The 26,846-nt window shown below is 70.8% G+C and carries 20 protein-coding genes; 4 read left to right on the top strand and 16 right to left on the bottom strand.

The features are described from left to right. Nucleotides 1-168 precede the first annotated feature (168 nt). A complete protein-coding gene (locus ACFYXM_RS15980) occupies nt 169-1,470 on the bottom strand; it encodes an outer membrane lipoprotein carrier protein LolA (protein WP_389289715.1) in 1,302 nt (433 codons plus the stop codon). Between the two features lie 363 nt (nt 1,471-1,833). Next, entirely contained in the window at nt 1,834-2,841 is a 1,008-nt protein-coding gene (locus ACFYXM_RS15975; RefSeq protein ID WP_389289713.1) for a polyprenyl synthetase family protein, read from the bottom strand. A 156-nt stretch (nt 2,842-2,997) separates the two neighbouring features. On the opposite strand from ACFYXM_RS15975, the gene ACFYXM_RS15970 reads away from it, so the two are divergent. The 4 genes from ACFYXM_RS15970 (at nt 2,998) to ACFYXM_RS15955 (ending at nt 8,813) form a co-directional block, all read left to right on the top strand. Then, nucleotides 2,998-4,497, top strand: a complete 1,500-nt coding sequence (locus ACFYXM_RS15970) for a peptide MFS transporter (RefSeq protein WP_389289711.1) — start codon at nt 2,998-3,000, stop codon at nt 4,495-4,497. Between the two features lie 89 nt (nt 4,498-4,586). Next, nucleotides 4,587-6,584, top strand: a complete 1,998-nt coding sequence (locus ACFYXM_RS15965) for a CocE/NonD family hydrolase (protein WP_389289709.1) — start codon at nt 4,587-4,589, stop codon at nt 6,582-6,584. 243 nt (nt 6,585-6,827) lie between these two features. Next, nucleotides 6,828-8,057 (top strand): fumarylacetoacetase, encoded by a 1,230-nt coding sequence (gene fahA / locus ACFYXM_RS15960; protein WP_389289707.1) that lies wholly within the window; start codon nt 6,828-6,830, stop codon nt 8,055-8,057. A gap of 141 nt (nt 8,058-8,198) precedes the next feature. Continuing rightward, nucleotides 8,199-8,813, top strand: a complete 615-nt coding sequence (locus tag ACFYXM_RS15955) for a Uma2 family endonuclease (RefSeq protein ID WP_389289705.1) — start codon at nt 8,199-8,201, stop codon at nt 8,811-8,813. A gap of 25 nt (nt 8,814-8,838) precedes the next feature. Here the strand turns inward: ACFYXM_RS15955 and recQ are convergent, their stop codons facing one another. The 14 genes from recQ to ACFYXM_RS15885 form a co-directional block, all read right to left on the bottom strand. Beyond that, nucleotides 8,839-10,953 carry a DNA helicase RecQ gene (gene recQ, locus ACFYXM_RS15950; RefSeq protein ID WP_389289703.1) on the bottom strand — a complete coding sequence of 705 codons (2,115 nt, stop codon included), beginning with the start codon at nt 10,951-10,953 and terminating at the stop codon, nt 8,839-8,841. Between the two features lie 165 nt (nt 10,954-11,118). Then, on the bottom strand, nt 11,119-12,783 hold the full coding sequence (nuoN, locus tag ACFYXM_RS15945; RefSeq protein ID WP_389289701.1) for an NADH-quinone oxidoreductase subunit NuoN: 1,665 nt from the start codon (nt 12,781-12,783) through the stop codon (nt 11,119-11,121). After that, on the bottom strand, nt 12,780-14,351 hold the full coding sequence (locus ACFYXM_RS15940; RefSeq protein ID WP_389289699.1) for an NADH-quinone oxidoreductase subunit M: 1,572 nt from the start codon (nt 14,349-14,351) through the stop codon (nt 12,780-12,782). The genes nuoN and ACFYXM_RS15940 overlap by 4 nt, the downstream gene beginning before the upstream one ends. A gap of 5 nt (nt 14,352-14,356) precedes the next feature. Next, nucleotides 14,357-16,252, bottom strand: a complete 1,896-nt coding sequence (gene nuoL / locus ACFYXM_RS15935; RefSeq protein ID WP_389289697.1) for an NADH-quinone oxidoreductase subunit L — start codon at nt 16,250-16,252, stop codon at nt 14,357-14,359. A gap of 14 nt (nt 16,253-16,266) precedes the next feature. Beyond that, complete coding sequence (gene nuoK / locus ACFYXM_RS15930; protein WP_362021207.1) at nt 16,267-16,566, bottom strand: NADH-quinone oxidoreductase subunit NuoK; 300 nt, start codon at nt 16,564-16,566, stop codon at nt 16,267-16,269. Then, nucleotides 16,563-17,441 carry an NADH-quinone oxidoreductase subunit J gene (locus ACFYXM_RS15925; RefSeq protein WP_389289809.1) on the bottom strand — a complete coding sequence of 293 codons (879 nt, stop codon included), beginning with the start codon at nt 17,439-17,441 and terminating at the stop codon, nt 16,563-16,565. Before ACFYXM_RS15925 ends, nuoK begins: the two co-directional genes overlap by 4 nt. Continuing rightward, the gene (gene nuoI / locus ACFYXM_RS15920) at nt 17,441-18,088 is read right to left on the bottom strand and encodes an NADH-quinone oxidoreductase subunit NuoI (protein ID WP_389289696.1); all 648 of its coding nucleotides are present in this window, start codon (nt 18,086-18,088) and stop codon (nt 17,441-17,443) included. Before nuoI ends, ACFYXM_RS15925 begins: the two co-directional genes overlap by 1 nt. After that, entirely contained in the window at nt 18,081-19,484 is a 1,404-nt protein-coding gene (nuoH, locus tag ACFYXM_RS15915; RefSeq protein WP_389289695.1) for an NADH-quinone oxidoreductase subunit NuoH, read from the bottom strand. Before nuoH ends, nuoI begins: the two co-directional genes overlap by 8 nt. After that, nucleotides 19,481-21,988 carry an NADH-quinone oxidoreductase subunit G gene (locus tag ACFYXM_RS15910; RefSeq protein WP_389289694.1) on the bottom strand — a complete coding sequence of 836 codons (2,508 nt, stop codon included), beginning with the start codon at nt 21,986-21,988 and terminating at the stop codon, nt 19,481-19,483. The genes nuoH and ACFYXM_RS15910 overlap by 4 nt, the downstream gene beginning before the upstream one ends. Continuing rightward, nucleotides 21,985-23,361 carry an NADH-quinone oxidoreductase subunit NuoF gene (gene nuoF / locus ACFYXM_RS15905; protein ID WP_389289692.1) on the bottom strand — a complete coding sequence of 459 codons (1,377 nt, stop codon included), beginning with the start codon at nt 23,359-23,361 and terminating at the stop codon, nt 21,985-21,987. The genes ACFYXM_RS15910 and nuoF overlap by 4 nt, the downstream gene beginning before the upstream one ends. Continuing rightward, nucleotides 23,361-24,191 carry an NADH-quinone oxidoreductase subunit NuoE gene (gene nuoE / locus ACFYXM_RS15900; protein ID WP_389289690.1) on the bottom strand — a complete coding sequence of 277 codons (831 nt, stop codon included), beginning with the start codon at nt 24,189-24,191 and terminating at the stop codon, nt 23,361-23,363. The genes nuoF and nuoE overlap by 1 nt, the downstream gene beginning before the upstream one ends. 29 nt (nt 24,192-24,220) lie before the next feature. Further along, a complete protein-coding gene (locus tag ACFYXM_RS15895; protein WP_389289688.1) occupies nt 24,221-25,567 on the bottom strand; it encodes an NADH-quinone oxidoreductase subunit D in 1,347 nt (448 codons plus the stop codon). Beyond that, a complete protein-coding gene (locus ACFYXM_RS15890; protein WP_389289687.1) occupies nt 25,567-26,292 on the bottom strand; it encodes an NADH-quinone oxidoreductase subunit C in 726 nt (241 codons plus the stop codon). Before ACFYXM_RS15890 ends, ACFYXM_RS15895 begins: the two co-directional genes overlap by 1 nt. Continuing rightward, nucleotides 26,289-26,843 (bottom strand): NADH-quinone oxidoreductase subunit B family protein, encoded by a 555-nt coding sequence (locus ACFYXM_RS15885; protein WP_351517720.1) that lies wholly within the window; start codon nt 26,841-26,843, stop codon nt 26,289-26,291. The genes ACFYXM_RS15890 and ACFYXM_RS15885 overlap by 4 nt, the downstream gene beginning before the upstream one ends. Nucleotides 26,844-26,846 lie beyond the last annotated feature (3 nt).

The following is a 26,846-nucleotide window of genomic DNA, read 5'->3' as shown; positions in this document are numbered from 1 at the left end:
GCTCAGAGACTGTCGGGTGACCTCTGACCGGGCGGCCACGCCCTGGCACGCACGCTTCCGGCGTTGCCCATATGCCCCGGTAGCGCCGCTACCAGGACATATAGGCGCCTTGGCATCACACGCACCAAGCCGCGTCCGCTTTCCGGTCCGAGGCCACCCGACAGGCTCTCAGGAGGCGCCGTTGGCCGCCTCGACCAGGGCGGCCGGCGTGACCGCGCCGACGTACACCTTGCCGTTCTCGGTCATCAGCGCGTTGACCAGGCGGGTCTTGAAGACCGTGCCCGAGCCGAACTTGCCGGAGACCTTGTCGCCCAGCGCGTCCAGGAACTGCTGCGCCTCGGGCGGCATGTCGTCGCCCGACGCCTTCGAAGGAAGCCCGGTGCCGCCGGGAACGCTGATCTCGGCGATCGCGTTCCAGCCCTCACCGATGACCTTCGGCTCCTTGAACCCCTCGGCGCCCTCGATCCCGTCGGTGCCCTCGGCACCGGCACCGGGTACGCCGGCGCCCGGGAGGATGCCGAGGCCCAGGGGCCCGTCGGCCTTCCGCTGCGCCTTCGCGTCGTCCGCCTCGGTCACCTCGGTGCCCTTGGGCGGGGTGAACGTGAACGAGGAGGCGGCCGGCTTCGCGAAGTCGACCTGAGTGAACCCGGCGTCGACGACGGCCTTGCCGCCGCCGCTCGGCAGCAGGGTGAACTTGAGCGGCACGCCGTTCTTCGCGTCGACCGCGACCGTGACCGAGCCGACCGTGGAACCGCTCTGCTTCGGCTTGACGACCAGCTTGTACGCGTCCCGCCCGGCGACCCGTGCCGTGCCGTCGACCGTCACCGATGTGGTGGGGCCGGCCGCCTTCAGGACCTCCTCGGCGAGCGCCTTCGGCGTGGTCGGCACGGTGGAACCGGGAGCCGGGGCCCGACGCCCGTGCTCGCCCGCGGCGCCCTTCCCGTCCGCCGCGCCGCGCTTCTCCTCGGCGTGGTACGCCTGGTTGCTGCCGCTGTCGTACGCCCAGACCTCGTCGCCGTTGCGGATCAGGCTGTACTCCGCCGCGTCCTCCAGGATGGAGACCCGCTGCCGGTCGGGGCCGTCGGCGGCGATCCGCAGGGTGTGCGTGCCGGACGCCAGCTCCGTCAGCTTCTCCTGCGGATCGGCGCTCGAACCGCCCTTGCCGCCGGTCCCGCCGCCCTGGGCGAAGGAGCCGGCCAGGCCGCCGAGCGAGGGAAGGCCGAGGTCCGTGCTGATCCGCACCGTGCCGGAGAGCTGCTGGGTGTCCGACGCGGCGATCTTCTCGATGAGCTGCTGTGCGGTGATCTCCGGCAGATCGGGGTCACCCGTGCTCGCGAGTGCCGGGACCAGCCCGATCGTCGCGGCCGCCACCCCCGCCACCGCGACCGGGACGATGTAGCGTGCCGCCTTGCGGCGGACCGTGGTGTCCGCCGCCCCGCCCTCGGTCGCGGCGTTGTCGTTCGGTGCCATGTATGCCCTACCTCCGTGATCGGCGGCTTCCGTCCGGATGCACGCGTCCACTCCGCGCCGCCATTCTCACCCGATTCGTTCAGGAGTGGATGTGCTCCATCCGACCAAATCGACGGCGCGAAGGCGTCAGCCCGTGGAAGCAACTCCGCCTACCTCTTCGGTATGACAGGGCTCGCACCGACCCCGCCCGACCCCGTAGGGGCAGTCAATGACCAAAGACATACGCGCCCGCGGGCGCGCGGTGCGCCACGGCGCTCGGCACGGGGAAGGCCGTGCCCCGGCGCTCGGCCCGCGCCCCGGTACAGGCAGTGGTCCTGGCGCTCGGTGCATCACCCCGTCGCGCGCCCTGTCACATCCCGGCCATCAGCCCGCGCGGTGCACCACCGCGTCGCACATCTCCGCCAGCGCGGCCTTCGCATAGCAGTCGGGCAGCGGGGCCAGCGTGCGGCGTGCCTCCTCCGCGTACCGGACGGTGTCCCGCCGGGCCTGCTCCAGCGCCGGGTGGGCGCGCAGCCTGCGCAGCACCTCGGCGTGCCGGGCGTCGTCGCCCAGGTCGCCGTCGAGGAGTTCGACCAGCTCCAGGTCCTCCGGCCTGCCCTCGGCCTCCGCCCGGGCCCGCAGATGGAGCACCGGCAGGGTGGGGATGCCCTCGCGCAGGTCGGTTCCGGGGGTCTTGCCGGACTCGTGGGAGTCGGAGGCGATGTCGAGCACGTCGTCGGCGAGCTGGAAGGCCACGCCGAGCCGCTCCCCGTACTGGGTGAGGATGTCGACGGCCGGCTCGTCCGCACCGGCCATCAGCGCACCGAACCGGCAGGCCACGGCGATCAGCGAGCCGGTCTTGCCGCGCATCACGTCCAGGTAGTGCTCCACCGGGTCGCGGCCGTCCGGGCCCGCGGTCTCCAGGATCTGGCCGGTGACCAGCCGCTCGAACGCCTGCGCCTGGATGCGCACGGCCTCCGGTCCGAGGTCGGCCAGTATGTGCGAGGCACGGGCGAAGAGGAAGTCGCCGGTCAGCACGGCCACCGAATTGCCCCAGCGGCTGTTGGCGCTGTCGACGCCGCGCCGCACGTCCGCCTCGTCCATCACGTCGTCGTGGTAGAGCGTCGCGAGATGGGTCAGCTCCACGACGACGGCGGCGGGCACCACGCCCGGCGCGTCCGGGTCCCCGAACTGGGAGGCGAGCATCGCCAGTAGTGGCCGGAAACGCTTGCCCCCGGCACGTACGAGATGCTGCGCGGCCTCCGTGATGAAGGGCACGCCGCTCTTGGTGGCATCGAGCAGCCCGGACTCGACAGCAGCCAATCCGGCCTGGACATCGGCCTCAAGAGCGTGGTCCCGCACGCTCAGTCCGAACGGCCCGACGACGGTCACGAGGGGATCTCCTGTCTGCTGACGATCACACGGAATGTCGATGTGTCGCTGCCATCACTCAACTCAGCGTATCCGGTCCCCTTTGGATCAACGTGGGCGGCTTCCCGCCACCGCCGGTATGTTCGAGATCAGCTCATACGATCAGGAGTACTCCCTTTGTCTCGCACGACAACCGATACCGAACCGACTCAGTCCCCGCCCAGCGGCGACCATGCCTTTTTCGGCCAGCCACGGGGGCTGATGACACTCTCCGGCCTGGAGGTCTGGGAGCGATTCTCGTTCCTGGGCATGCAGGCGATCCTGGTCCTGTACTTCGCGGACACCGTCGCCCGGGGCGGCATGGGCATGGAGGCGGGCACGGCGGCGTCCGTCTCGGCCGCCTACGGCACCCTGGTCTACCTGGTCTCCGTGGCCGGCGGCTGGCTGGCCGACCGGATTCTCGGCTCGTACCGGGCCGTGCTGTACGGCGGGATCCTCATCGCCTGCGGGCATTACGCCATGGCGGTGCCCTCCGACGCCATGACCTGGACCGGCCTCGGTCTGATCAGCGCCGGGACGGGTCTGCTCAAGCCCAATGTGGCGTCCATGGTCGGCAAGCTGTACCGCACCGACGACGAGCGCCGGGACGCCGGGTTCGCCCTGTACTACATGGGCATCAACATCGGCGCGTTCCTGGGCCCGCTGGTCACCGGCTGGCTCGGCGACCACGCGAGCTGGCACTGGGGTTTCTCCGCCGCCGCCATCGGCATGACGCTCGGCCTGATCCAGTACGTGCTGGGCCGGCGTCACCTGATCGGCCGAAAGCACGGCGCCGAATTCGCGCTGGCGCCGCAGGCCATGCGGCGCGCCGTACGGCTGATCGCGGCCGGCGCGGTCGTCGTCGCCGCCCTCGCCACCGCGCTGTCCCTGGCGGGTTGGCTCACCATGGGCCGGTTCGTCGACGTGCTCACCCTCGTCTCGGTGATCGCCCCGGTCGTGTACTTCGTGGTGATGTTCCGCAGCCCGCGGGTCACCGCCGAGGAGCGCGGCAGGCTGCGCCCGTACGTGGTGCTGTTCCTGGCCTCCGTCGTGTTCAACTTCATCCTCTTCCAGGCGTACTCGACGATGATGCTGCTCGCGTCGACCAACGCGCGTACCGAGATCCTGGGCTTCCACTTCCCGGCCGGCTGGTACGCCTCCGCGCTCGGCGCGTTCGAGGTCGCGCTCGCCCCGGTGGTCGCCACCGTCTGGGCCCGGATGGGGCCCCGCCAGCCGCACGCCTCCAACAAGATCGCGATAGGCGTGATCCTCGGCGGGCTGTCGTTCCTGGTGATGGTGCTGCCGACGTCCGGCCACTCCGGCGACACGTACCGGATGGCCGCCTGGTGGATCGTCGGCTCGTACCTGCTGCTCGGGCTCGGCGACATCCTGCTGGAGACCTCCGGCATGTCGGCGACCACGAAACTCGCACCCAAGGCGTTCTCCGGTCAGACGATGGCGCTCTGGTTCCTCTCGCTGGCCCTGGCCAACGGCATCCAGGCCCAGGTCGTGAAGTTGTACGGCGAGGTCTCCACCCCCGCCTACTTCGGTGTCAACGGCGCGATCGCGGTGGTGGCCGGGGTGGCCGTCATCGCCGCCGCCCCCTGGCTCAGGCGCACCATGCACCCCGTCCGCTGACCACCGCACGCGCCCCGCGCGCCGACGCACAGACCACGCGCGCCCCCGTCCACCGACGCGCCACGCGCCCCGTCGACCGAGGTACCGCCATGCACATCCGCACCACGTTCCCGTACGACACCACCCATGAGGACGTCCATATCCCGCTGCCGGACGGCACCCGGCTCTACGCCCGGATCTGGCGGCCGGTCACCGACGAGCCGGTCCCCGCGCTCCTCGAATACCTGCCGTACCGGCTGAGCGACTGGACGGCCCCGCGCGACTGGCAGCGCCACCCCTGGTACGCGGGCCACGGCTACGCCTCCGTCCGGGTGGACGTGCGCGGCCACGGCAACAGCGAGGGGATGCCGGGCGACGAGTACGACGCGAAGGAGCTGGCCGACGGCGTCGCCGTCGTCCACTGGCTGGCCCAGCAGGAGTGGTGCTCCGGCCGGGTCGGCATGTTCGGCATCTCCTGGGGCGGGTTCAACTCGCTCCAGATCGCCGCCCTGGCCCCCGAGCCGCTGAAGGCGGTCGTCACCGTCTGCTCGACCGACGACCGCTATGACAACGACGTGCACTACATGGGCGGCTCGGTCCTCGGCGTCGACATGCACGCCTGGGCGGCGACCATGCTGGCCTTCGTCTGCCGGCCCCCGGACCCGGCGCAGGTCGGCGAGGGCTGGAAGGACATGTGGCTGAAGCGGCTGGAGGGCGTCGAGCCGTTCATCCACACCTGGCTGGCGCACCAGACCCGCGACGACTACTGGAAGCACGGCAGCGTCTGCGAGGACTACTCCGCGATCCGGGCGCCCGTCCTCGCGGTGGGCGGCTGGCACGACCCGTACCGCGACACCGTGCTGCGGCTGGTCGAGCACCTGCCGCAGGACCGGGTGCGCGGGCTGATCGGCCCCTGGTCGCACCAGTACCCGGACCGGGGGCTGCCGCCCGGACCGGCGATCGGCTTCCTCCAGGAGACGCTGCGCTGGTGGGACCAGCACCTCAAGGGCGAGGACACCGGTGTCATGGCCGAGCCGCTGCTGCGGTCCTGGATCAGCCAGTCGCACCGGCCCGCCACCACGTACGAGACGCTGCCGGGCCGCTGGGTCGGCGACGGCGTCTGGCCGTCCCCGAACGTGTCGACCGTCGCCTACGCCCTCCGGGGCGGCCCGCGGATCGTCGACTCGCCGCAGCGCACCGGGCTGGACGCGGGACGGTTCTTCCCGTTCGGCAACGACGCCGACCTGCCGCCGGACCAGCGCGACGAGGACGCCGCGTCGGTGTGCTTCGAGTTCCCGGTCGAGGACGCCCCGATCGAGATCCTGGGCCGGCCGCGGGTGAGGCTGCGCCTGCGCATGGACGCGCCGCGCGGGCAGGCGATCGCCCGGCTCTGCGACGTGGCCCCGGACGGCTCGTCCACGCTGGTCACCCGCGGCGCGCTCAACCTCTCCGCCCGGCAGGGCCGCGACCGCGCGGTGGAGTGGCCGGCCGGGGCGACCGAGGACGTGGGCTTCGAGCTGAACGGCATCGGCCACACCTTCCCGCCCGGCCACCGGATCAGGCTCGCGGTCTCCTCCGCGTACTGGCCGTGGATCTGGCCGCAGCCGGGGTCGGTGGGCTTCACCCTGGACGCCGACGGCAGCTTCCTCGAACTGCCAGTGCGCCGGCACACCGAGGACCCGGAGATCCGGTTCGAGGAACCGGAACAGTCCCCGCCGCTGGGCGTCGTCCAGCCGGTGCAGCTGGACGGGCAGCAGCGCCCCGAGCGCCTGGTGGTGCGCGACATCGCCACGGGCGAGTGGCGGCTGGAGGTCGACCCGCGCTACGGCGGCACCCGCGTCTACCCGGACGGTCTGGAGTTCACCGAGGACGCCCTGGAGACGTACACGATCCAGGAGGACGACCCGCTCTCGGCGCGCACCCGTTCCGACTGGTCGATCCGGCTGCACCGGCCCGAGATGGCCTGGGACGTGCGGATCGAGACCCGCTCCGAGATCAGCGCGGACGCCACCGACTTCATCACGTCCGACGAGGTGGTGTGCCGGGACGGCGGCGAGGTCGTCTTCCACCGCACCTGGGAGAAGCGGATCCCGCGCACGGCCGGCTGAGCGCACGGGCCCTGCCGAGCGCACGGGCGCTGCCGAGTGCACGGGCCCTGCCGAGCGCACGGGCGCTGCCGAGTGCACGGGCCCGGCGCCGCCGGCGACAGCTTCCGCCGTGTCCCGTACCCCGGGGCACGGCGGAACTTTCCGGTCCTCGCGGACAGTTGGGACACGCTCGGGACACTCCCACGGGCGGCGGCGCCGACGTAACGTGTCCCGCAAGCGACCTGGAAAGCGAGGCGGCAACACATGCCCGAGCAGAGCAGCCCGCTCGATCTGGCCGAGGGCGACCCCTTCGGCCCGCACAACCTTCCGTACGGTGTGTTCTCCACTCCCGGCCACCCCGAGGACCGCCGGGTCGGCGTCCGCGTCGGCGACCACGTGCTGGACGCCGGGGCCGCCGCACACGCGCTCGGCTCCCCCTACGCGCGCCTTCTCGCCCAGCCGGACCTGACCGTGCTGCTGGCCGCGGGCCGCACCGCCTGGCGGGACGTCCGACGGGCCCTGACCGCGTGGGTGACGGTCCCGGCGCACCGCCCGGACATCGAACCGCTGCTGCACCCCGTCGAGTCCGTCACGCTGCACCTCCCGTACCGGGTCGCGGACTACGTCGACTTCTACGCGAGCGAGCACCACGCCACCAACGTCGGGAAGATCTTCCGGCCGAACGGCGACCCGCTGACGCCCAACTGGAAGCACCTCCCGATCGGCTACCACGGCCGGTCCGGCACCGTCGTGGTCTCCGGAACGGACGTGGTGCGCCCGTCCGGCCAGCGCAAGGCGCCCACCGACGCGGCCCCGGTCTTCGGCCCGTCCGTCAAGCTGGACATCGAGGCCGAGGTCGGGTTCGTCGTCGGCGTCGGCTCCGAGCAGGGCCGCCCGGTCCCGCTCGGCGACTTCCGCGAGCACGTCTTCGGGCTCTCGCTGCTCAACGACTGGTCGGCGCGGGACATCCAGGCGTGGGAGTACGTGCCGCTCGGCCCGTTCCTCGGCAAGTCCTTCGCCACATCCGTGTCGGCGTGGGTGACCCCGCTGGAGGCCCTGGAGGCGGCCTGGACCGCGCCCCCCGCCCGGGACTTCCCGCTCCTCCCCTATCTGGAGGACGGCGGCGAGGAGCGGGACGGCGGGCTGGACCTGCGGATCTCCGTCGCGATCAACGGGCAGACCGTCTCCGAGCCGCCGTTCGCCACCATGTACTGGACCCCGGCCCAGATGCTGGCCCAGATGACGGTGAACGGCGCGTCGCTGCGCACCGGCGACCTGTACGGCTCGGGCACGGTCAGCGGCGCCGAGCCCGGCCTGCGCGGCTCGCTCCTGGAGCTGACCTGGAACGGCCGCGACCCTCTGGACCTCCCCGACGGCAAGCGGACGTTCCTGGAGGACGGCGACACGGTCACGATGACGGCCTGGGCCCCGGGACCGGACGGCACCCGGGTGGGCCTCGGCGAGGTGACGGGGCGGATCGTTCCGTCGGTGTGACGTACGCGTTGACGGCCGGGACCCTCGCGAGGGTCCCGGCCGTCAACGTCTACCAATGGGTTCATTCGTTCGCGCGGTCCCGAATGGGTTTCTGATCGATACGCTGGACAGACCCGCGAGACTCCGTGCATGGGAGCCCTGATGAGCGTCGAACCCGAGGCCAACGAGCCGAGGTGGGCGGTTCCGCCCGTGGGCGGCTGGACCGCCGATGACCTGGACACACTCCCGAATCTGCCTCCGCACACGGAGCTGATCGACGGGAGTCTTGTTTTCGTGAGTCCGCAGACCCTGTTCCATTCTCGGGCAGTTGACTTCTTCAACTGGCAGCTTGAGTCACTGGCGCCTTCCGGTCTGGAGGTCGTGCGCGAGTTCACCATCGACATCGACCGCTACAACCGGCCCGAACCCGATGTGATCGTCGTGGACGGCGAGATCGTCCAGGATCCGAGCCAGACACGTTTCCCGGCCGCGTCCGTGCGACTCGCCATCGAGGTCGTGTCCGAGGAGTCCCTGACCCGGGACCGGGAGACCAAACCCGTGAAGTACGCACGAGCGCGTATCCCCCACTACTGGCGAGTGGAGAACCAGGACGGCAGGGCGGTGGTCTACGTCTTCGAACTGGAGCCGTCGACCGGGGTCTACGCCTACACCTCCACCGGAATCTTCCACGACCGCATGAAGGTCTCGGTCCCCTTCCCCGTCGACCTGGATCTCACCGCCATCACCGCTCGCCGCCGGGCTGCGGCCCCGGAGTAGCCCCGGCGCCACCGCCCCGTCCGGCTCACTCGTACTCGGGCGGCGGCTCCTCGTCCCAGTCGAATCCCGGGTCGTCGTGCGCGGCCGAAGCGGCCGGAGTCGAAGCGGCCCGCGCGGGAGCGGCCGGAGCCGGGGAGACCGGGGCCGGGGCTGAGGCGGGCGCGGCCGGGCCGGACGCCGTCGCGGGTCCCGGCTCCGCCGCCGGACCGGCCTGCGGGAACACGTCCTGCCGCGGCCCTGCCGCCACATCCGGCTCCCCCGCCGCGTCCGGCTCGCCCGCCGGGTCCGCCGCGTCCGTGAACTCCGCCAGCACCTCCAGCACCCCCTCCCCGTACGTCGCCAGCTTCTTCTCGCCCAGGCCGCTGATGCCGCCGAGCGCGGCGACCGAGTCCGGCCGCACCGTCGCGATCTCGCGCAGCGTCGCGTCGTGGAAGATGACGTACGCCGGGACGCCCTGCTCCTTCGCCCGGCCCCCGCGCCAGGCCCGGAGCGCCTCGAAGACGGGGACGGCCTCCGGCGCCAGCTCGGCGGCGGCCTGCGAGGACTTCGCCTTGCGTTCGCCCTTCGCGGAGCCGGAACGCGAGGCGGGCTTCGCCGCCTCCTTGCGCAGCGGCACCTGGCGCTGCCCCCCGAGGACCGCGCCGCTCTCCTCCGTCAGCACCAGCGTGCCGTACTCGCCTTCGACCGTGATCAGGCCCTGGGCGAGCAACTGCCGTACGACGCCCCGCCATTCGGCCTCGGACAGTTCGCCGCCGATACCGAAGACCGAGAGCTGGTCGTGGTCGAACTGGATGATCTTCGCGGTCTTGCGGCCGAGCAGGATGTCGGTGATCTGGCCCGCGCCGAACTTCTGCCCGCGCTCCCGCTTCAGCCGTACCACCGTCGACAGCAGCTTCTGCGCGGCCACCGTGCCGTCCCAGGTCTCGGGCGGGGTGAGGCAGGTGTCGCAGTTGCCGCAGGCCGCGGCGCCGGGCTCCTGGCCGAAGTACCGCAGCAGTTGGCCACGACGGCACGCGGCCGTCTCGCACAGGGCCAGCATCGCGTCGAGGTGGGAGGCGGCGCGGCGGCGGAAAGCCTCGTCGCCCTCGCCGCCCTGGATGAGCTTGCGCTGCTGGACGACGTCCTGGAGCCCGTAGGCCATCCACGCCGTGGACGGCAGCCCGTCGCGGCCCGCGCGGCCGGTCTCCTGGTAGTAGCCCTCGACCGACTTCGGCAGGTCGAGGTGGGCGACGAAACGGACGTCCGGCTTGTCGATGCCCATGCCGAAGGCGATGGTCGCGACGACGACCAGGCCCTCCTCGCGCAGGAACCGGGACTGGTGCGCGGCGCGCGTGCCCGCGTCCAGACCCGCGTGGTACGGGACGGCCTCGATGCCGTTGCGGCACAGGTACTCGGCGGTCTTCTCGGTCGCGTTGCGCGACAGGCAGTAGACGATGCCCGCGTCCCCGGCGTGCTCCTCCTTGAGGAAGGACAGCAGTTGCTTCTTCGGATCGGCCTTGGACACGATCCGGTACTGGATGTTGGGCCGGTCGAAACTGGCGACGAAGTGCTTGGCGTCGGGCATGCCCAGGCGCCGGGTGATCTCCTCGTGCGTGGCGTTCGTCGCAGTGGCCGTCAGGGCGATCCGCGGGACGTCGGGCCAGCGCTCCCCGAGGACCGAGAGGGCCAGGTAGTCGGGGCGGAAGTCGTGGCCCCACTGGGCGACGCAGTGCGCCTCGTCGATCGCGAAGACGGAGATCTCGCCCCGCGCGAGCAGGCCCAGCGTGGAGTCCAGCCGGAGGCGCTCCGGGGCCAGGTAGAGCACGTCCAGCTCGCCCGCGAGGAACTGCGCCTCCATCGAGCGGCGCTCGTCGAAGTCCTGCGTGGAGTTGATGAAACCGGCCCGCACGCCCAGCGCCCGCAAGGCGTCGACCTGGTCCTGCATCAGGGCGATCAGCGGGGAGACGACCACGCCCGTACCCGACCTGACCAGGGCCGGGATCTGGTAGCACAGGGACTTCCCGCCACCGGTCGGCATGAGCACGACGGCGTCGCCGCCCGCCACCACGTGGTCGACGACGGCTTCCTGCTCGCCGCGGAACACCTCGTACCCGAACACGCGGTGCAGGGTCCGCCGTGCTTCGCTCTCGGTCACATCCATGGTCCCGCCCGTCGTGCTCATCCGCCTGGCCCCGGTGCCGTACGCGTCGTGCCGCCACCGCTCCCTGCCACGATAGGCGCCGCGTACGACAACGCCGGACGGGCTTGACTTCTCGGGCCCGTCCGGCGCCGTCCCGGCCGGGGGTGCCGGCCGTGCGCGTGTGCGCTACCTCACGAAGACCCCCGCCTGGCTCGCCAGGTCCAGGAAGTACTGCGGGGCCAGGCCCAGCACCAGCGTGACCGCGACGCCGACCGCGATCGTCGTCATCGTCAGCGGGGACGGGACGGCGACCGTCGGGCCGTCCGCCTTCGGCTCGCTGAAGAACATCAGCACGATGACCCGGATGTAGAAGAACGCGGCGATCGCCGACGAGATCACACCGACCACGACCAGCCCGCCCGCGCCTCCGTCCGCCGCTGCCTTGAACACGGCGAACTTCCCGGCGAACCCGGAGGTGAGCGGGATGCCGGCGAAGGCCAGCAGGAACACCGCGAAGACCGCCGCGACCAGCGGGGAGCGGCGTCCGAGCCCCGCCCACTTCGACAGGTGCGTCGCCTCGCCGCCCGCGTCGCGCACCAGGGTGACGACGGCGAACGCACCGACCGTCACGAAGGAGTACGCGCCCAGGTAGAAGAGGACCGACGAGACGCCGTCCGGGGTGGCCGCGATGACACCGGCGAGGATGAACCCGGCGTGCGCGATCGACGAGTAGGCGAGCAGCCGCTTGATGTCGGTCTGGGTGATGGCGACGATCGCACCGCCCAGCATCGTGACGATCGCGACGGCCCACATGACCGGCCGCCAGTCCCAGGTGAGGCCCGGCAGCACCACGTACAGCAGACGCAGCAGCGCGCCGAACGCGGCGACCTTCGTGGCCGCGGCCATGAACCCGGTGACCGGGGTCGGTGCGCCCTGGTAGACGTCCGGGGTCCACATGTGGAACGGGACGGCGCCGACCTTGAAGAGCAGACCGGTCAGGATCATCGCGCCGCCGATCAGCAGCAGCGCGTCGTTGCCCATGGTGGCGGCGAGCGCCGGGTCGACCTTCGTGACGGATCCGTCGACCACGTGCGCGATCCCGGCGTACGAGACGGAGCCCGCGTACCCGTAGAGCAGGGCGATCCCGAACAGCAGGAACGCCGACGAGAAGGCGCCGAGCAGGAAGTACTTCACCGCCGCCTCCTGCGACATCAGCCGCTTGCGGCGGGCGACGGCGCACAGCAGGTAGAGCGGGAGGGAGAAGACCTCCAGGGCCACGAACAGCGTCAGCAGGTCGTTGGCCGCCGGGAAGACCAGCATGCCCGCCACCGAGAAGAGGACCAGGGGGAAGACCTCGGTGGTGGTGAACCCGGCCCGGACCGCGGCCTTCTCGCTGTCGCTGCCGGGGACCGACGCGGCCTGCGCGGCGAAGGAGTCCACCAGGTTGCCGTGCGAGGAGGGGTCGAGCCGGCGCTCGGCGAAGGTGAAGACGGCGACCAGCGCGGTCAGCAGGATGGTGCCCTGCAGGAACAGCGTCGGGCCGTCGATCGCGATGGCGCCCATCGCCACGATGCCCGCCTTCGTCGTGCCGTGTCCCCCGGCCGCGAGGCCGATGATCGCGGCGAAGGAGGCGGCGAGGGCGACGACGGTCAGGAAGACCTGTGTGTAGTAGCGGGACCGGCGCGGCACGAACGCCTCGACGAGCACGCCGACGACGGCCGCGCCGATCACGATCAGGACCGGCATGAGCTGGGTGTACTCGATGACGGGTGCCTGGAACTTCTCGCCCGGGGCGGCCGACGTCACCCCGCCCGCCGTCGCCCACAGGCTGTGGACAGCTGTTGCGCTCACTTGGCGGCCTCCACCTCAGGCTGGGGGTCCTTCTTCTGGACGTCCGACATGGTGTGCTGCACCGCCGGGTTGACGATCTCGGTCAGCGGCTTCGGGTAGACGCCCAGGAACAGCAGCAGCGCGATCAGCGGCAGGACCACCGCCATCTCCCGGACCTTGAGGTCCGCCATGCCCTTGACCTCCGCCTTCACCGGGCCGGTCATCGTCCGCTGGTAGAGGACGAGGACGTAGAGCGCGGCGAGCACGATGCCGGTCGTGGCGATGATGCCCGCCGCCGGGTACGCGCTGAACGCGCCGACCAGGACCAGGAACTCGCTGACGAACGGGGCGAGCCCGGGCAGCGACAGGGTGGCCAGAGAGCCGATCAGGAACGTGCCGGCCAGGACGGGCGCCACCTTCTGCACGCCGCCGTAGTCGGCGATGAGCCGCGAACCGCGCCGGGTGATCAGGAAGCCCGCCACCAGCATCAGCGCGGCGGTCGAGATCCCGTGGTTGACCATGTAGAGCGTGGCGCCGGACTGGCCCTGGCTGGTCATCGCGAAGATGCCCAGGACGATGAAGCCGAAGTGCGAGATCGACGCGTAGGCGATCAGCCGCTTGATGTCGCGCTGGCCGACGGCGAGCAGCGCCCCGTACACGATGCTGACCAGGGCCAGGACGACGATCACCGGCGTCGCCCACTTGCTGGCCTCCGGGAAGAGCTGGAGGCAGAAGCGGAGCATCGCGAACGTGCCGACCTTGTCGACGACCGCGGTGATCAGGACGGCGACCGGGGCGGTCGCCTCGCCCATCGCGTTGGGCAGCCAGGTGTGCAGCGGCCACAGCGGGGCCTTCACCGCGAAGGCGAAGAAGAACCCGAGGAACAGCCAGCGCTCCGTGCTCGTCGCCATGGAGAACGAGCCATTGGCACGGGCCTCGGCGATCTCGGAGAGCGAGAACGTCCCCGCGACCACGTACAGCCCGATCACGGCGGCCAGCATGATCAGCCCGCCGACCAGGTTGTAGAGAAGGAACTTCACCGCCGCGTACGAGCGCTGCGCCGCCGCGTTCTCGTCGCTGCCCGTGTGCGCCCGGTCCCCGAAGCCGCCGATGAGGAAGTACATCGGGATGAGCATGGCCTCGAAGAGGACGTAGAAGAGGAAGACGTCGGTGGCCTCGAAGGAGAGGATCACCATCGCCTCGACCATCAGGATCAGGGCGAAGAAGCCCTGGGTGGGGCGCCAGCGCGAGGACTTGGTCACCAGGGGGTCGGCGTCGTGCCAGCCCGCCAGGACGATGAAGGGGATGAGCAGGGCGGTGAGCCCGATGAGCGCCACCCCGATGCCGTCCACGCCCAGTTCGTACCGGACGCCGAAGTCCTTGATCCAGGCGTGCGATTCGGTGAGCTGGTAGCGGTCGCCGCCGGGCTCGAACCGGGCGAGCGCGACGCCCGCCAGGACGAGCGTGGCCAGCGAGAACACCAGCGCCGTCCATTTGGCGGCGGTGCGCCGGGCGGCCGGGACGGCGGCGGTGGCGATCGCGCCGATCGCCGGGAGCGCCGCCGTCGCTGTCAGGAGGGGAAAGGACATGGTGATCAGACCGCCCTCATCAGCAGGGTCGCGGCGATGAGGATCGCCGTACCGCCGAACATCGAGACCGCGTAGGAGCGGGCGTAGCCGTTCTGCAGCTTGCGCAGCCGGCCGGAGAGCCCGCCCATCGTGGCGGCCGTGCCGTTGACGACGCCGTCGACCAGGGTGTGGTCGACGTACACCAGGGAGCGGGTGAGGTGCTCGCCGCCGCGGACCAGGACCACGTGGTTGAAGTCGTCCTGGAGCAGGTCGCGGCGGGCCGCCCGGGTGAGCAGCGAGCCGCGCGGGGCGGTGACCGGGACCGGCCTGCGCCCGTACATCGCCCAGGCGATGGCGACGCCGACGGCGAGCACCACCATGGTGGCCGTCGTGACGGTCGTGGCACTGACCGGGGCGTTTCCGTGGCTGTGTCCGGTGACCGGTTCCAGCCACTTCAGGAAGCGGTCGCCGACGGAGAACAGGCCGCCCGCGAAGACCGACCCGAAGGCCAGGACGATCATGGGGATGGTCATCGACCTGGGGGACTCGTGCGGGTGCGGCTCGTTTCCGTCCGCGTCCGGCTGCCAGCGCTTCTCGCCGAAGAAGGTCAGCAGCATCACGCGCGTCATGTAGAACGCGGTGATCGCGGCGCCGAGCAGGGCGACCGAGCCGAGGATCCAGCCCTCGGCGCCGCCCTTCGCGAAGGCCGCCTCGATGATCTTGTCCTTGGAGAAGAAGCCGGACAGTCCGGGGAAGCCGATGATCGCCAGATAGCCGAGGCCGAAGGTGACGAAGGTGACCGGCATGTGCTTGCGCAGGCCGCCGTACCTGCGCATGTCGACCTCGTCGTTCATGCCGTGCATGACGGAACCGGCGCCGAGGAAGAGCCCGGCCTTGAAGAAGCCGTGCGTCACCAGGTGCATGATCGCGAAGACGTAGCCGATCGGGCCGAGACCCGCGGCGAGCACCATGTAGCCGATCTGCGACATCGTCGAACCGGCGAGGGCCTTCTTGATGTCGTCCTTGGCGCAACCGACGATCGCACCGAACAGGAGCGTGACCGCGCCGACGATCACCACGACCAGTTGCGCGTCGGGCGCGGCGTCGAAGATCGCGGCCGAGCGGACGATGAGGTAGACGCCCGCGGTCACCATGGTCGCGGCGTGGATGAGCGCGGAGACCGGGGTCGGGCCCTCCATCGCGTCGCCGAGCCAGGACTGGAGCGGCACCTGGGCCGACTTGCCGCAGGCGGCGAGCAGCAGCATCAGGCCGATCGCCGTCAGCTTGCCCTCACCGGTCTCCCCCGTCGCCGCCAGGACGGGCCCGAACGCGAACGTGCCGAAGGTGGTGAACATCAGCATGATCGCGATCGACAGGCCCATGTCGCCGACCCGGTTGACCAGGAACGCCTTCTTGGCGGCGGTGGCCGCGCTGGGCTTGTGCTGCCAGAAGCCGATCAGCAGGTACGACGCCAGGCCGACGCCTTCCCAGCCGGCGTACAGCAGCAGGTAGTTGTCGGCGAGGACCAGCAGCAGCATCGCCGCGAGGAACAGGTTCAGATAGGCGAAGAAGCGGCGCCGGCGCTCGTCGTGCGCCATGTAGCCGATCGAGTAGAGGTGGATCAGGGTGCCGACGCCGGTGATCAGCAGCACGAAGGTCATCGACAGCTGGTCGAGCTGGAAGGCCACGTCGGCCCGGAAGCCCTCGACCGGGATCCAGCTGAACAGCTTCTGGTGCAGGGCCCGTTCGTCGGCGGCCCGCCCCAGCATGTCGGTGAAGAGCACCGCGCCGATGACGAAGGACACGGCGGCGAGCAGGGTGCCGATCCAGTGTCCGGAGCGGTCGAGTCGTCGGCCGCCGCAGAGCAGGACCGCCGCTCCGAGCAGAGGCGCCGCGACGAGCAGCGCAATCAGGTTCTCCACGATTCAACGTCCCCTTACAGCTTCATCAGGCCGGCGTCGTCGACCGAGGCCGAGTGGCGGGAACGGAACACCGACACGATGATCGCGAGCCCCACCACGACCTCGGCGGCGGCGACGACCATCGTGAAGAACGCGATGATCTGGCCGTCGAGGTTGCCGTGCATCCGGGAGAAGGTCACCAGCGCGAGGTTGCAGGCGTTGAGCATCAGCTCCACGCACATGAACAGCACGATCGCGTTCCGCCGGATCAGCACCCCGGACGCGCCGATGGTGAACAACAGGGCCGCGAGATAGAGGTAGTTGACCGGATTCACTTGGCGACCTCCTCTGTTTCGTTGTCGCTGCCGTCGTTGTTCCGTCCGCGCGACTCACCGCCGCGGCCCTCGCCCCCGCGGCCGAGCCGCTCCTCGGAGCGCTGCTCCAGTGCCCTGAGCTGCTCCAGGGATTCGCCCGAAACATCGCGGATCTGGCCGCGTTCGCGCAGGGTCCGCATGACGGTGAGCTCGGCCGGGGTACCGTCCGGGAGCAGACCCGGGATGTCCACGGCGTTGTGCCGGGCGTAGACGCCGGGGGCGGGCAGCGGCGGCAACTGCGCCCCGCCGCGCACCCGGGCCTCGGACAACTCCCGCTGGGTGCGGGCGCGTTCGGCGCGCTCCCGGTGGGTGAGCACCATCGCGCCGACCGTCGCCGTGATCAGCAGGGCGCCGGTGATCTCGAAGGCGAAGACGTACTTGGTGAAGATGAGGGCGGCCAGCCCCTCGACGTTCCCGCCGTGCGCGGAGTTGGCCGCGCCGAGCCCGTTGAAGCTGTTCAGCGAGGCGTTGCCGATGCCCGCGATCAGCAGGACGCCGAAGCCGATCCCGCAGGCCGCGGCCAGCCAGCGCTGCCCCTTGATGGTCTCCTTCAGCGAGTCGGCGGCCGTGACGCCGACGAGCATGACGACGAAGAGGAACAGCATCATGATCGCGCCGGTGTAGACGACGATCTGGACGACGCCGAGGAAGTAGGCGCCGTTGGCGAGATAGAACACCGCCAGGACGATCATGGTCCCGGCGAGGCTCAGCGCGCTGTGCACGGCTTTTCTCATCAGTACGGTGGACAGCGCGCCGATCACGGCGACGATGCCCAGCAGCCAGAACTGGACGGCCTCACCGGTCGAGGTCTGCGAGGCCGCCGCGGCCAGGAGCATCATGCGTCCACCTCCCGCGCCGAGCCGTCGTTCTCACGGTCGCCGCTCGTCCCGGACGCCTCGTCGATGGGCTTCTCGCCCTTGGAGACGGCGGTCTGACGCACCGTGCCCGGCGCGGCCTCGGTGACCAGGCCCCGGTAGTAGTCCTGCTCGTCCATCCCCGGGTAGATCGCGTGCGGGGTGTCGACCATGCCCTCCTCCAGGCCCGCGAGCAGCTCGTCCTTGGTGTAGATGAGGCTCGCGCGGGAGGTGTTGGCGAGCTCGAACTCGTTGGTCATCGTGAGCGCCCGGGTCGGGCACGCCTCGATGCACAGCCCGCACAGGATGCAGCGCGCGTAGTTGATCTGGTAGACGCGGCCGTAGCGCTCGCCCGGGGAGTAGCGCTCCTCGTCCGTGTTGTCCGCGCCCTCCACGTAGATGGCGTCCGCCGGGCAGGCCCAGGCGCACAGCTCGCAGCCGACGCACTTCTCCAGGCCGTCCGGGTGACGGTTGAGCTGATGCCGGCCGTGGAAGCGCGGCGCCGTCACCTTCCGCGTCTCCGGATACTGCTCCGTCAGCCGCTTCTTGAACATGGCCTTGAAGGTCACGCCGAAGCCGGCGACGGGGTTCTGGAACTTCTCCCCCGAGGGCTCCTTCGACTCAGACACCGTCAGCCTCCTTTCCGTCACTCGAATCTCCGTCACTCTCAGTATCCGTTCCGCCACTGACAACGAGCTGCCGTTCGCCCCGCGGCCTGCGGCGCGGCACCGGCGGCAGGGTCTGTCCGGGCAGCGGCGGCACCGGGAATCCGCCCGCCATCGGGTCGAACTCGGGCTCCGGCCCGGCCTTCGCCGCCTCGGCCCGGCCCTTCTTGTCGCGGAAGACGTCCGCGACGAAGGAGAGCAGCAGGACCGCGATCACGGCCCCGGCCACGTACAGGACGATCCGCGTGAAGTCGTAGCCGTCGTTGCGCAGCGCCCGCACGGTGGCGACCAGCATCAGCCAGACCACGGACACCGGGATCAGGACCTTCCAGCCGAGCTTCATCAGCTGGTCGTAGCGGACCCGGGGCAGCGTGCCGCGCAGCCAGATGAAGAAGAACAGCAGCAGCTGGACCTTGAGGACGAACCAGAGCATCGGCCACCAGCCGTGGTTCGCGCCCTCCCAGAAGGTGCTGATGGGCCACGGGGCCCGCCAGCCGCCGAGGAACAGGGTGGTGGAGACCGCGGAGACGGTCACCATGTTCACGTACTCGGCGAGCATGAACATCGCGAACTTGATCGACGAGTACTCGGTGTTGAACCCGCCGACCAGGTCGCCCTCGGACTCCGGCATGTCGAACGGGGCCCGGTTGGTCTCGCCGACCATCGTGACGATGTAGATGAGGAACGACACCGGCAGCAGCAGGATGAACCAGCGCTCCTGCTGCGCCTCAACGATCTTCGAGGTCGACATCGACCCGGAGTAGAGGAAGACCGAGGCGAACGCGGCGCCCATGGCGATCTCGTAACTGATCATCTGGGCGCAGGAGCGCAGCCCGCCGAGGAGCGGGTACGTCGAACCGGAGGACCAGCCGGCCAGCACGATGCCGTAGATCCCGACCGAGGCGACCGCGAGGATGTAGAGCATCGCGATCGGCAGGTCGGTGAGCTGCATCGCCGTGCGCTGCCCGAAGATCGAGACCTCGTTGCCGGGCGGGCCGAAGGGGATCACGGCGATCGCCATGAACGCCGGGATGGCGGCGACGATCGGCGCGAGCACGTACACGATCTTGTCGGCGCGCTTGACGACGACGTCTTCCTTCAGCATCAGCTTCACGCCGTCGGCGAGCGACTGGAGCATGCCCCAGGGCCCGTTCCGGTTGGGGCCGATGCGCAGCTGCATCCAGGCGACGACCTTGCGCTCCCACACGATGGAGAACAGCACGGTCACCATCAGGAACGCGAAGCAGAACACCGCCTTGACGACGACCAGCCACCACGGGTCGGTGCCGAACATCGACAGGTTCTCGGCGGCGAGCACGGGTTCGTGCGGTGCCGCGGCCAGTTGAGCGAAGGCAGTCACTCCCCCACCTCCGGTGTGGTGTGGTCGGTGCCCGGTGCGGCGGGGCCGATCCGGACCAGGCCGCCGGGCCGGGCGCCGGTGTCGGCCCAGGCGCCCCGCCCGACGGAGTTCAGCGGCACCCAGACCACCCGGTCCGGCATGTCGGTGATCTTCAACGGGAGTTCGACGCGGCCCGCCGGGCCGCTCACGGCCAGCAGGTCGCCGTCCTCGACGCCGGTCTCGGCGGCGGTGGCGGCGGAGAGCCGGGCGACCGAGGCGTGCCGGGTGCCGGCCAGCGCGTCGTCGCCCTCCTGGAGCCGGCCCAGGTCGAGCAGCATCCGGTGGCCCGCCAGGACCGCCTCGCCGTCACCGGGCCGGGGCAGCGGCCGGTTCGGCTCGTCCGGGTCCTCGGCATGTGCGCCGCTCCAGCCGCCGAGCCGGTCCAGCTCGCGGCGTACGGACCTCAGGTCCGGCAGCGCGAGCGGGGTGCCCATCGCGTCGGCCAGCATGTGCAGCACCCGGGCGTCGGCCGGCGGGAGCGTCCGCGTCATCTGCTCGGGCTTCAGCGCCGCCTCGAACGGCCGGGCCCTGCCCTCCCAGTCGAGGAAGGTCCCGGTCTTCTCGGCGACCGCGGCGACCGGCAGGACCACGTCGGCCCGCTCGGTGACCTCGCTCGGCCGCAGCTCCAGCGAGACCAGGAAGCCGACCCCGTCCAGGGCCTCCAGGGCCCGCGCCGGGTCCGGCAGATCGGCCGGTTCGACCCCGGCGACGAGCAGCGCACCCAGTTCGCCGGTGGCCGCGGCCTGAAGGATCTGGCCGGTGTCGCGGCCGAAGCCGGAGGGCAGCTCGGCGACGCCCCACACGGCCGCCACCTCGTCCCGGGCCCGCGGGTCGGTCGCGGGGCGCCCGCCGGGCAGCAGCGACGGCAGCAGGCCCGCCTCGATCGCGCCGCGCTCACCGGCCCGGCGCGGGATCCACACCAGCTTCGCCCCGGTCGCCGTCGCGGCCCGCACCGCGGCGGTCAGCCCGCCCGGCACGGCGGCCAGCCGTTCGCCGACCACGATCACGGCCCCGTCGCCGCGCAGCGCCTCGGCCGCCGCGGCCCCGTCGCCGTCGAGTCCGACACCGCCCGCGAGGGCGTCCAGCCACTCGGTCTCGGTGCCGGGCGCGGCCGGCAGCAGCGTGCCGCCCGCCTTCGTGAGGCCGCGGGTGGCGTGCGAGGCGATGGACCAGGTGCGCTGGCCGTGCTTGCGCATCGCCTTGCGCAGCCGCAGGAAGACGCCGGGCGACTCCTCCTCCGCCTCGAAGCCGACGAGCAGCACCGCCGGGGCCTTCTCCAGCGAGGCGTACGTGACGCCGGTGCGGTCCAGGTCCCGGCCGCGTCCGGCGACGCGGGCGGCCAGGAAGTCGGCCTCCTCGCCGCTGTGCGCGCGGGCCCGGAAGTCGACGTCGTTGGTGTCGAGGACGACCCGGGCGAACTTGCCGTAGGCGTACGCGTCCTCGACGGTCAGCCGGCCGCCGGCCAGGACGCCCGCCCGGCCGCGCGAGGCGGCGAGCCCGGTGGCCGCGGCGGCCAGGGCCTCGGGCCAGCTCGCCGGTTCCAGCACCCCGTCGGCGCTGCGCACCAGCGGGGTGGTGAGCCGGTCGCGCTGCTGCGCGTAGCGGAAGGCGAAGCGGCCCTTGTCGCAGATCCACTCCTCGTTGACCTCGGGGTCGTCGGCGGCGAGCCGCCGCATGACCTTGCCGCGCCGGTGGTCGGTGCGGGTGGCGCAGCCGCCCGCACAGTGCTCGCACACCGACGGCGACGACACCAGGTCGAAGGGGCGGGAGCGGAACCGGTACGCGGCCGAGGTCAGCGCCCCGACCGGGCAGATCTGGATGGTGTTCCCGGAGAAGTACGACTCGAACGGGTCGCCCTCCCCCGTGCCGACCTGCTGGAGCGCACCGCGTTCGATCAGCTCGATCATGGGGTCGCCCGCCACCTGGTTGGAGAACCGGGTGCAGCGGGCGCAGAGCACGCACCGCTCGCGGTCCAGCAGCACCTGGGTGGAGATCGGGACGGGCTTCTCGTACGTCCGCTTCTTCCCGTCGAAGCGGGATTCGGCGTCGCCGTGCGACATCGCCTGGTTCTGCAGCGGGCACTCGCCGCCCTTGTCGCATACCGGGCAGTCCAGCGGGTGGTTGATGAGCAGCAGCTCCATCACACCCTTCTGCGCCTTCTCCGCGACGGGCGAGGTGAGCTGGGTGTGCACCACCATGCCGTCGGTGCAGGTGATGGTGCAGGACGCCATCGGCTTGCGCTGGCCCTCGACCTCGACGATGCACTGCCGACAGGCGCCGGCCGGGTCGAGGAGCGGGTGGTCGCAGAAGCGCGGGATCTCGATGCCGAGGAGTTCGGCGGCGCGGATGACCAGGGTGCCCTTGGGCACGCTGATCTCGATGCCGTCGATCGTCAGTGTGACGAGGTCCTCGGGCGGGACGGCCGCCTCGCCGCCCCCGGTGGGCGCGCCCGTGGTGACGGTCATGCGTTCACCCCCTGGTGAGCGGTCTTGTCGTCGGCCCAGGCGGTCGACCTGGCGGGATCGAAGGGGCAGCCCTTGCCCGTGATGTGCTGCTCGTACTCCTCGCGGAAGTACTTCAGCGAGGAGAAGATCGGCGAGGCGGCGCCGTCGCCGAGGGCGCAGAAGGACTTGCCGTTGATGTTGTCGGCGATGTCGTTCAGCTTGTCGAGGTCGTCCGCCCGGCCCTTGCCCGCTTCGATGTCGCGGAGCAACTGGACGAGCCAGTACGTCCCTTCGCGGCAGGGCGTGCACTTTCCGCAGGACTCGTGGGCGTAGAACTCGGTCCAGCGGGTGACGGCCCGCACCACGCAGGTCGTCTCGTCGAAGCACTGGAGCGCCTTGGTGCCGAGCATGGACCCGGCGGCGCCGACGCCCTCGTAGTCGAGCGGTACGTCGAGGTGTTCGTCGGTGAACATCGGGGTGGAGGAGCCGCCGGGGGTCCAGAACTTCAGCCGGTGCCCGGGGCGCATGCCGCCGCTCATGTCGAGCAGCTGGCGCAGCGTGATGCCGAGCGGAGCCTCGTACTGTCCGGGGCTCGCGACGTGTCCGCTGAGCGAGTACAGCGTGAAGCCCGGAGACTTCTCGGTCCCCATGGAGGTGAACCAGTCCTTGCCGTTGTTCAGGATCGCGGGAACCGAGGCGATGGACTCGACGTTGTTCACCACGGTGGGGCAGGCGTAGAGACCGGCGATCGCGGGGAAGGGGGGGCGCAGCCGGGGCTGGCCGCGCCGTCCTTCGAGCGAGTCGAGCAGGGCGGTCTCCTCGCCGCAGATGTACGCGCCCGCGCCCGCGTGGACGGTGAGTTCCAGGTCGAGCCCGGGGCCGAGGGCGTCCTTGCCGAGGTATCCCGCCGCGTACGCCTCGCGCACGGCCTCGTGCAACCGCCGCAGTACGGGGACGACCTCACCGCGCAGGTAGATGAAGGCGTGCGCGGAACGGATCGCGTAACAGGCGATCACGATGCCCTCGATGAGGGCGTGCGGGTTGGCGAAGAGGAGCGGGATGTCCTTGCAGGTGCCGGGTTCCGACTCGTCGGCGTTGACGACGAGGTAGTGGGGTTTGCCGTCGCCCTGCGGGATGAACTGCCACTTCATGCCGGTGGGGAAGCCGGCCCCGCCGCGTCCGCGCAGTCCGGATTCCTTCACGTACGCGATGAGGTCGTCCGGGGACATGGCGAGGGCCTTGCGCAGCCCTTCGTAGCCGCCGTGGCGCCGGTAGGTCTCCAGGGTCCAGGAGCGCGGTTCGTCCCAGAAAGCGGAGAGGACGGGGGCGAGCAGCTTCTCGGGGTCTCCCCCGCCGCCGCTGCCGTTGTCGCTGAGCTGGGTGGCCAACGTCATCACGCTCCCTCCTCGGCCGTGGGGCCTGCCGGGTGGTCCGGGTCGGAGGCCGAGGTCGGCTGCGGTGCGTCGTGGGAGCCGAGGTGCTCGGACGGCGACGGGTCGTGCGGCTGGTCACCGTGTGGGCTCTCGCCGCGGGGGGCGACGACGCGCGGGTGCGGTTCCTCGCCCCGGGCGAGCCGGAGCCCGGCGAGCGAGGCGGGCCCGGCGCCGCCGGACGCCTCGACGGCGCCGGGGCGTTCGTCGGGGAAGCCGGCCAGGATGCGGGCGGTCTCCTTGTACGTGCACAGGGGCGCGCCCCTGGTGGGTTCGGCACCGCGCCCGGCGATGAGGTCGTCGACCAGGCGGGTCGCGCTCTCGGGCGTCTGGTTGTCGAAGAACTCCCAGTTGACCATCACCACGGGGGCGAAGTCGCAGGCGGCGTTGCACTCGATGTGTTCGAGGGTGACCTTGCCGTCCGCAGTTGTCATATCGGGCCCGCCGTTTCCGACGCCGAGGTGCTCCACCAGCCGCTCGAAGATCGCGTCGCCGCCCATCACCGCGCACAGGGTGTTGGTGCAGACACCGACCTGGTAGTCGCCGCTCGGCCCGCGCCGGTACATGGTGTAGAAGGTGGCGACGGCGGTGACCTCGGCGGTGGTCAGGCCGAGCGTCTCGGCGCAGAACGCCATGCCGGTGCGGGAGACGTAGCCCTCCTCCGCCTGCACGAGGTGCAGCAGCGGCAGCAGTGCGGACCGGCTGCCGGGGTAGCGGGCGATCACCTCCTTCGCGTCCGCCTCCAGCCTGGCGCGTACCTCGTCGGGGTAGGCGGGGGCGGGGAGCTGTGGCATCCCCAGACTGATTTCCTGGCGTGCTTCGGTCACCGGTCGACGCCTCCCATCACGGGGTCGATGGACGCGACGGCGACGATGACGTCGGCGACCTGGCCGCCCTCGCACATCGCCGCCATGGCCTGGAGGTTGGTGAAGGACGGATCGCGGAAGTGGACCCGGTAGGGGCGGGTGCCGCCGTCGGAGACGACGTGCACGCCGAGTTCGCCCTTGGGCGATTCGACGGCGGTGTACGTCTGCCCGGCGGGGACGCGGAAGCCCTCGGTCACCAGCTTGAAGTGGTGGATCAGGGCCTCCATGGAGGTGCCCATGATCTTCCTGATGTGGTCGAGCGAGTTGCCGAGCCCGTCGGGGCCGAGCGCGAGCTGTGCGGGCCAGGCGATCTTCTTGTCGGCGACCATGACCGGTCCGGGTTCGAGCCGGTCGATGCACTGCTCGACGATCCGCAGCGACTGGCGCATCTCCTCCAGGCGGATGAGGAAGCGGCCGTAGGCGTCGCAGCTGTCGGCGGTGGGGACGTCGAACTCGTACGTCTCGTATCCGCAGTACGGATCCGTCTTGCGCAGGTCGTGCGGGAGTCCGGCGGAGCGCAGGATCGGGCCGGTGGCGCCGAGTGCCATGCAGCCGGTCAGGTCGAGGTAACCGACGTCCTGCATGCGGGCCTTGAAGATGGGGTTGCCGGTGGCGAGCTTGTCGTACTCCGGCAGGTTCCTCTTCATGGTCTTCACGAACTCGCGGAGCTGGTCGATCGCGCCGGGCGGCAGGTCCTGGGCGAGTCCGCCGGGCCGGATGAACGCGTGGTTCATGCGCAGGCCGGTGATCAGCTCGAAGAGGTCGAGGACGAGTTCGCGGTCGCGGAACCCGTAGATCATGATCGTGGTGGCACCGAGCTCCATGCCGCCGGTGGCGATGCACACCAGGTGCGAGGAGATCCGGTTGAGTTCCATCAGGAGCACGCGCAGGACGGTGGCCCGGTCGGGGATCTGGTCCTCGATGCCGAGGAGCTTCTCGACGCCGAGGCAGTAGGCCGCCTCGTTGAAGAACGGCGTCAGGTAGTCCATGCGCGTCACGAACGTGGTGCCCTGGGTCCAGTTCCGGAATTCGAGGTTCTTCTCGATGCCGGTGTGGAGGTAGCCGATGCCGCAGCGGGCCTCGGTGACGGTCTCGCCGTCGATCTCCAGGATCAGCCGCAGCACCCCGTGCGTGGACGGGTGCTGGGGGCCCATGTTGACGATGATGCGTTCGTCGTCGGACTTGACCGCGGACTCGGCGATCTCGTCCCAGTCGCCGCCGGTGACCGTGTACACGGTCCCCTCGGTGGTGGCACGGGCGTCCGACAGGGGCGTCCCGGGGGGTGTCGCGTGGGGAGTAGACATCAGGAGTACGACCTCCGCTGGTCCGGAGCCGGGATCTGGGCGCCCTTGTACTCGACGGCGATGCCGCCGAGCGGGTAGTCCTTGCGCTGCGGGAAGCCCTGCCAGTCGTCCGGCATCATGATCCGGGTGAGGGCGGGGTGCCCGTCGAAGACGAGCCCGAAGAAGTCGTACGCCTCGCGCTCGTGCCAGTCGTTGGTCGGGTAGACCGTGACGAGCGACGGGATGTGCGGGTCGCTGTCCGGGGCCGACACCTCCAGGCGGATCAGCCGGCCGTGGGTGATCGAGCGCAGGTGGTAGACGGCGTGCAGCTCGCGGCCCTTGTCGCCGAGGAAGTGGACGCCGCTCACGCCGGTGCACAGCTCGAAACGGAGCGCCGGGTCGTCGCGCAGCGTGCGGGCCACCCGGACGAGGTGTTCGCGGGCGATGTGGAAGGTGAGTTCGCCGCGGTCGACGACGGTCTTCTCGATGGCGTTGGCGGGCAGCAGGTCCTGCTCCTCCAGGGCCCCTTCGAGTTCGTCGGCCACTTCGTCGAACCAGCCGCCGTAGGGGCGGGACGAGGCGCCGGGAAGCGCCACGGTGCGGACGAGGCCGCCGTAGCCGGAGGTGTCGCCGCCGTTGTTCGCACCGAACATGCCCCTGCGTACGCCGATGACCTCGCCGCTCTCGTCGCGCGGTGCGGGCAGGCCGTCCGCGCCGCCGCGCTCGTGGCCGTGGTTCTCGCTCATCGCAGCAGCCCCTTCATCTCGATCAGGGGAAGGGCCTTGAGCGCCGCGTCCTCCGCCTCGCGGGCGGCCTCCTCCGCGTTGACCCCGAGCTTGGTGTTCTGGATCTTCTGGTGGAGCTTGAGGATCGCGTCCATCAGCATCTCGGGCCGCGGCGGACAACCGGGCAAATAGATGTCAACCGGCACAATATGATCAACACCCTGAACAATGGCATAATTGTTGAACATTCCGCCCGATGAGGCGCAAACCCCCATGGAGATCACCCACTTGGGGTTGGGCATCTGGTCGTAGACCTGCCGCAGGACGGGCGCCATCTTCTGGCTGACCCGTCCCGCCACGATCATCAGATCCGCCTGGCGCGGAGATCCACGGAAGACCTCCATCCCGAATCGGGCCAGGTCGTAGCGCCCCGCACCGGTCGTCATCATCTCGATGGCGCAGCAGGCGAGACCGAACGTGGCGGGGAAGACGGAGGACTTCCGCACCCATCCCGCGGCCTGTTCGACGGTGGTCAGCATGAAGCCGCTGGGCAGCTTCTCTTCGAGTCCCATGGT

This window comes from Streptomyces sp. NPDC002476 (assembly GCF_042889785.1).
In the GTDB taxonomy this organism is placed as follows: domain Bacteria; phylum Actinomycetota; class Actinomycetes; order Streptomycetales; family Streptomycetaceae; genus Streptomyces.
The sequence above is the reverse complement of the archived record's forward strand: the minus strand, read 5'-3'. Positions and strand labels throughout refer to the sequence as shown.

Coding starts and splice junctions, on each gene's coding strand:
- nuoE (WP_389289690.1), bottom strand. CDS start 24,191: ATGCCACAGCTCCCCGCCCCCGCCTACCCCGACGAGGTACGCGCCAGG.
- ACFYXM_RS15910 (WP_389289694.1), bottom strand. CDS start 21,988: ATGACCGTCACCACGGGCGCGCCCACCGGGGGCGGCGAGGCGGCCGTC.
- ACFYXM_RS15980 (WP_389289715.1), bottom strand. CDS start 1,470: ATGGCACCGAACGACAACGCCGCGACCGAGGGCGGGGCGGCGGACACC.
- ACFYXM_RS15940 (WP_389289699.1), bottom strand. CDS start 14,351: ATGTCCTTTCCCCTCCTGACAGCGACGGCGGCGCTCCCGGCGATCGGC.
- ACFYXM_RS15885 (WP_351517720.1), bottom strand. CDS start 26,843: ATGGGACTCGAAGAGAAGCTGCCCAGCGGCTTCATGCTGACCACCGTC.
- fahA (WP_389289707.1), top strand. CDS start 6,828: ATGCCCGAGCAGAGCAGCCCGCTCGATCTGGCCGAGGGCGACCCCTTC.
- ACFYXM_RS15895 (WP_389289688.1), bottom strand. CDS start 25,567: ATGTCTACTCCCCACGCGACACCCCCCGGGACGCCCCTGTCGGACGCC.
- recQ (WP_389289703.1), bottom strand. CDS start 10,953: ATGGATGTGACCGAGAGCGAAGCACGGCGGACCCTGCACCGCGTGTTC.
- ACFYXM_RS15965 (WP_389289709.1), top strand. CDS start 4,587: ATGCACATCCGCACCACGTTCCCGTACGACACCACCCATGAGGACGTC.
- ACFYXM_RS15955 (WP_389289705.1), top strand. CDS start 8,199: ATGAGCGTCGAACCCGAGGCCAACGAGCCGAGGTGGGCGGTTCCGCCC.
- ACFYXM_RS15890 (WP_389289687.1), bottom strand. CDS start 26,292: ATGAGCGAGAACCACGGCCACGAGCGCGGCGGCGCGGACGGCCTGCCC.
- nuoF (WP_389289692.1), bottom strand. CDS start 23,361: ATGACGTTGGCCACCCAGCTCAGCGACAACGGCAGCGGCGGCGGGGGA.
- ACFYXM_RS15925 (WP_389289809.1), bottom strand. CDS start 17,441: ATGCTCCTGGCCGCGGCGGCCTCGCAGACCTCGACCGGTGAGGCCGTC.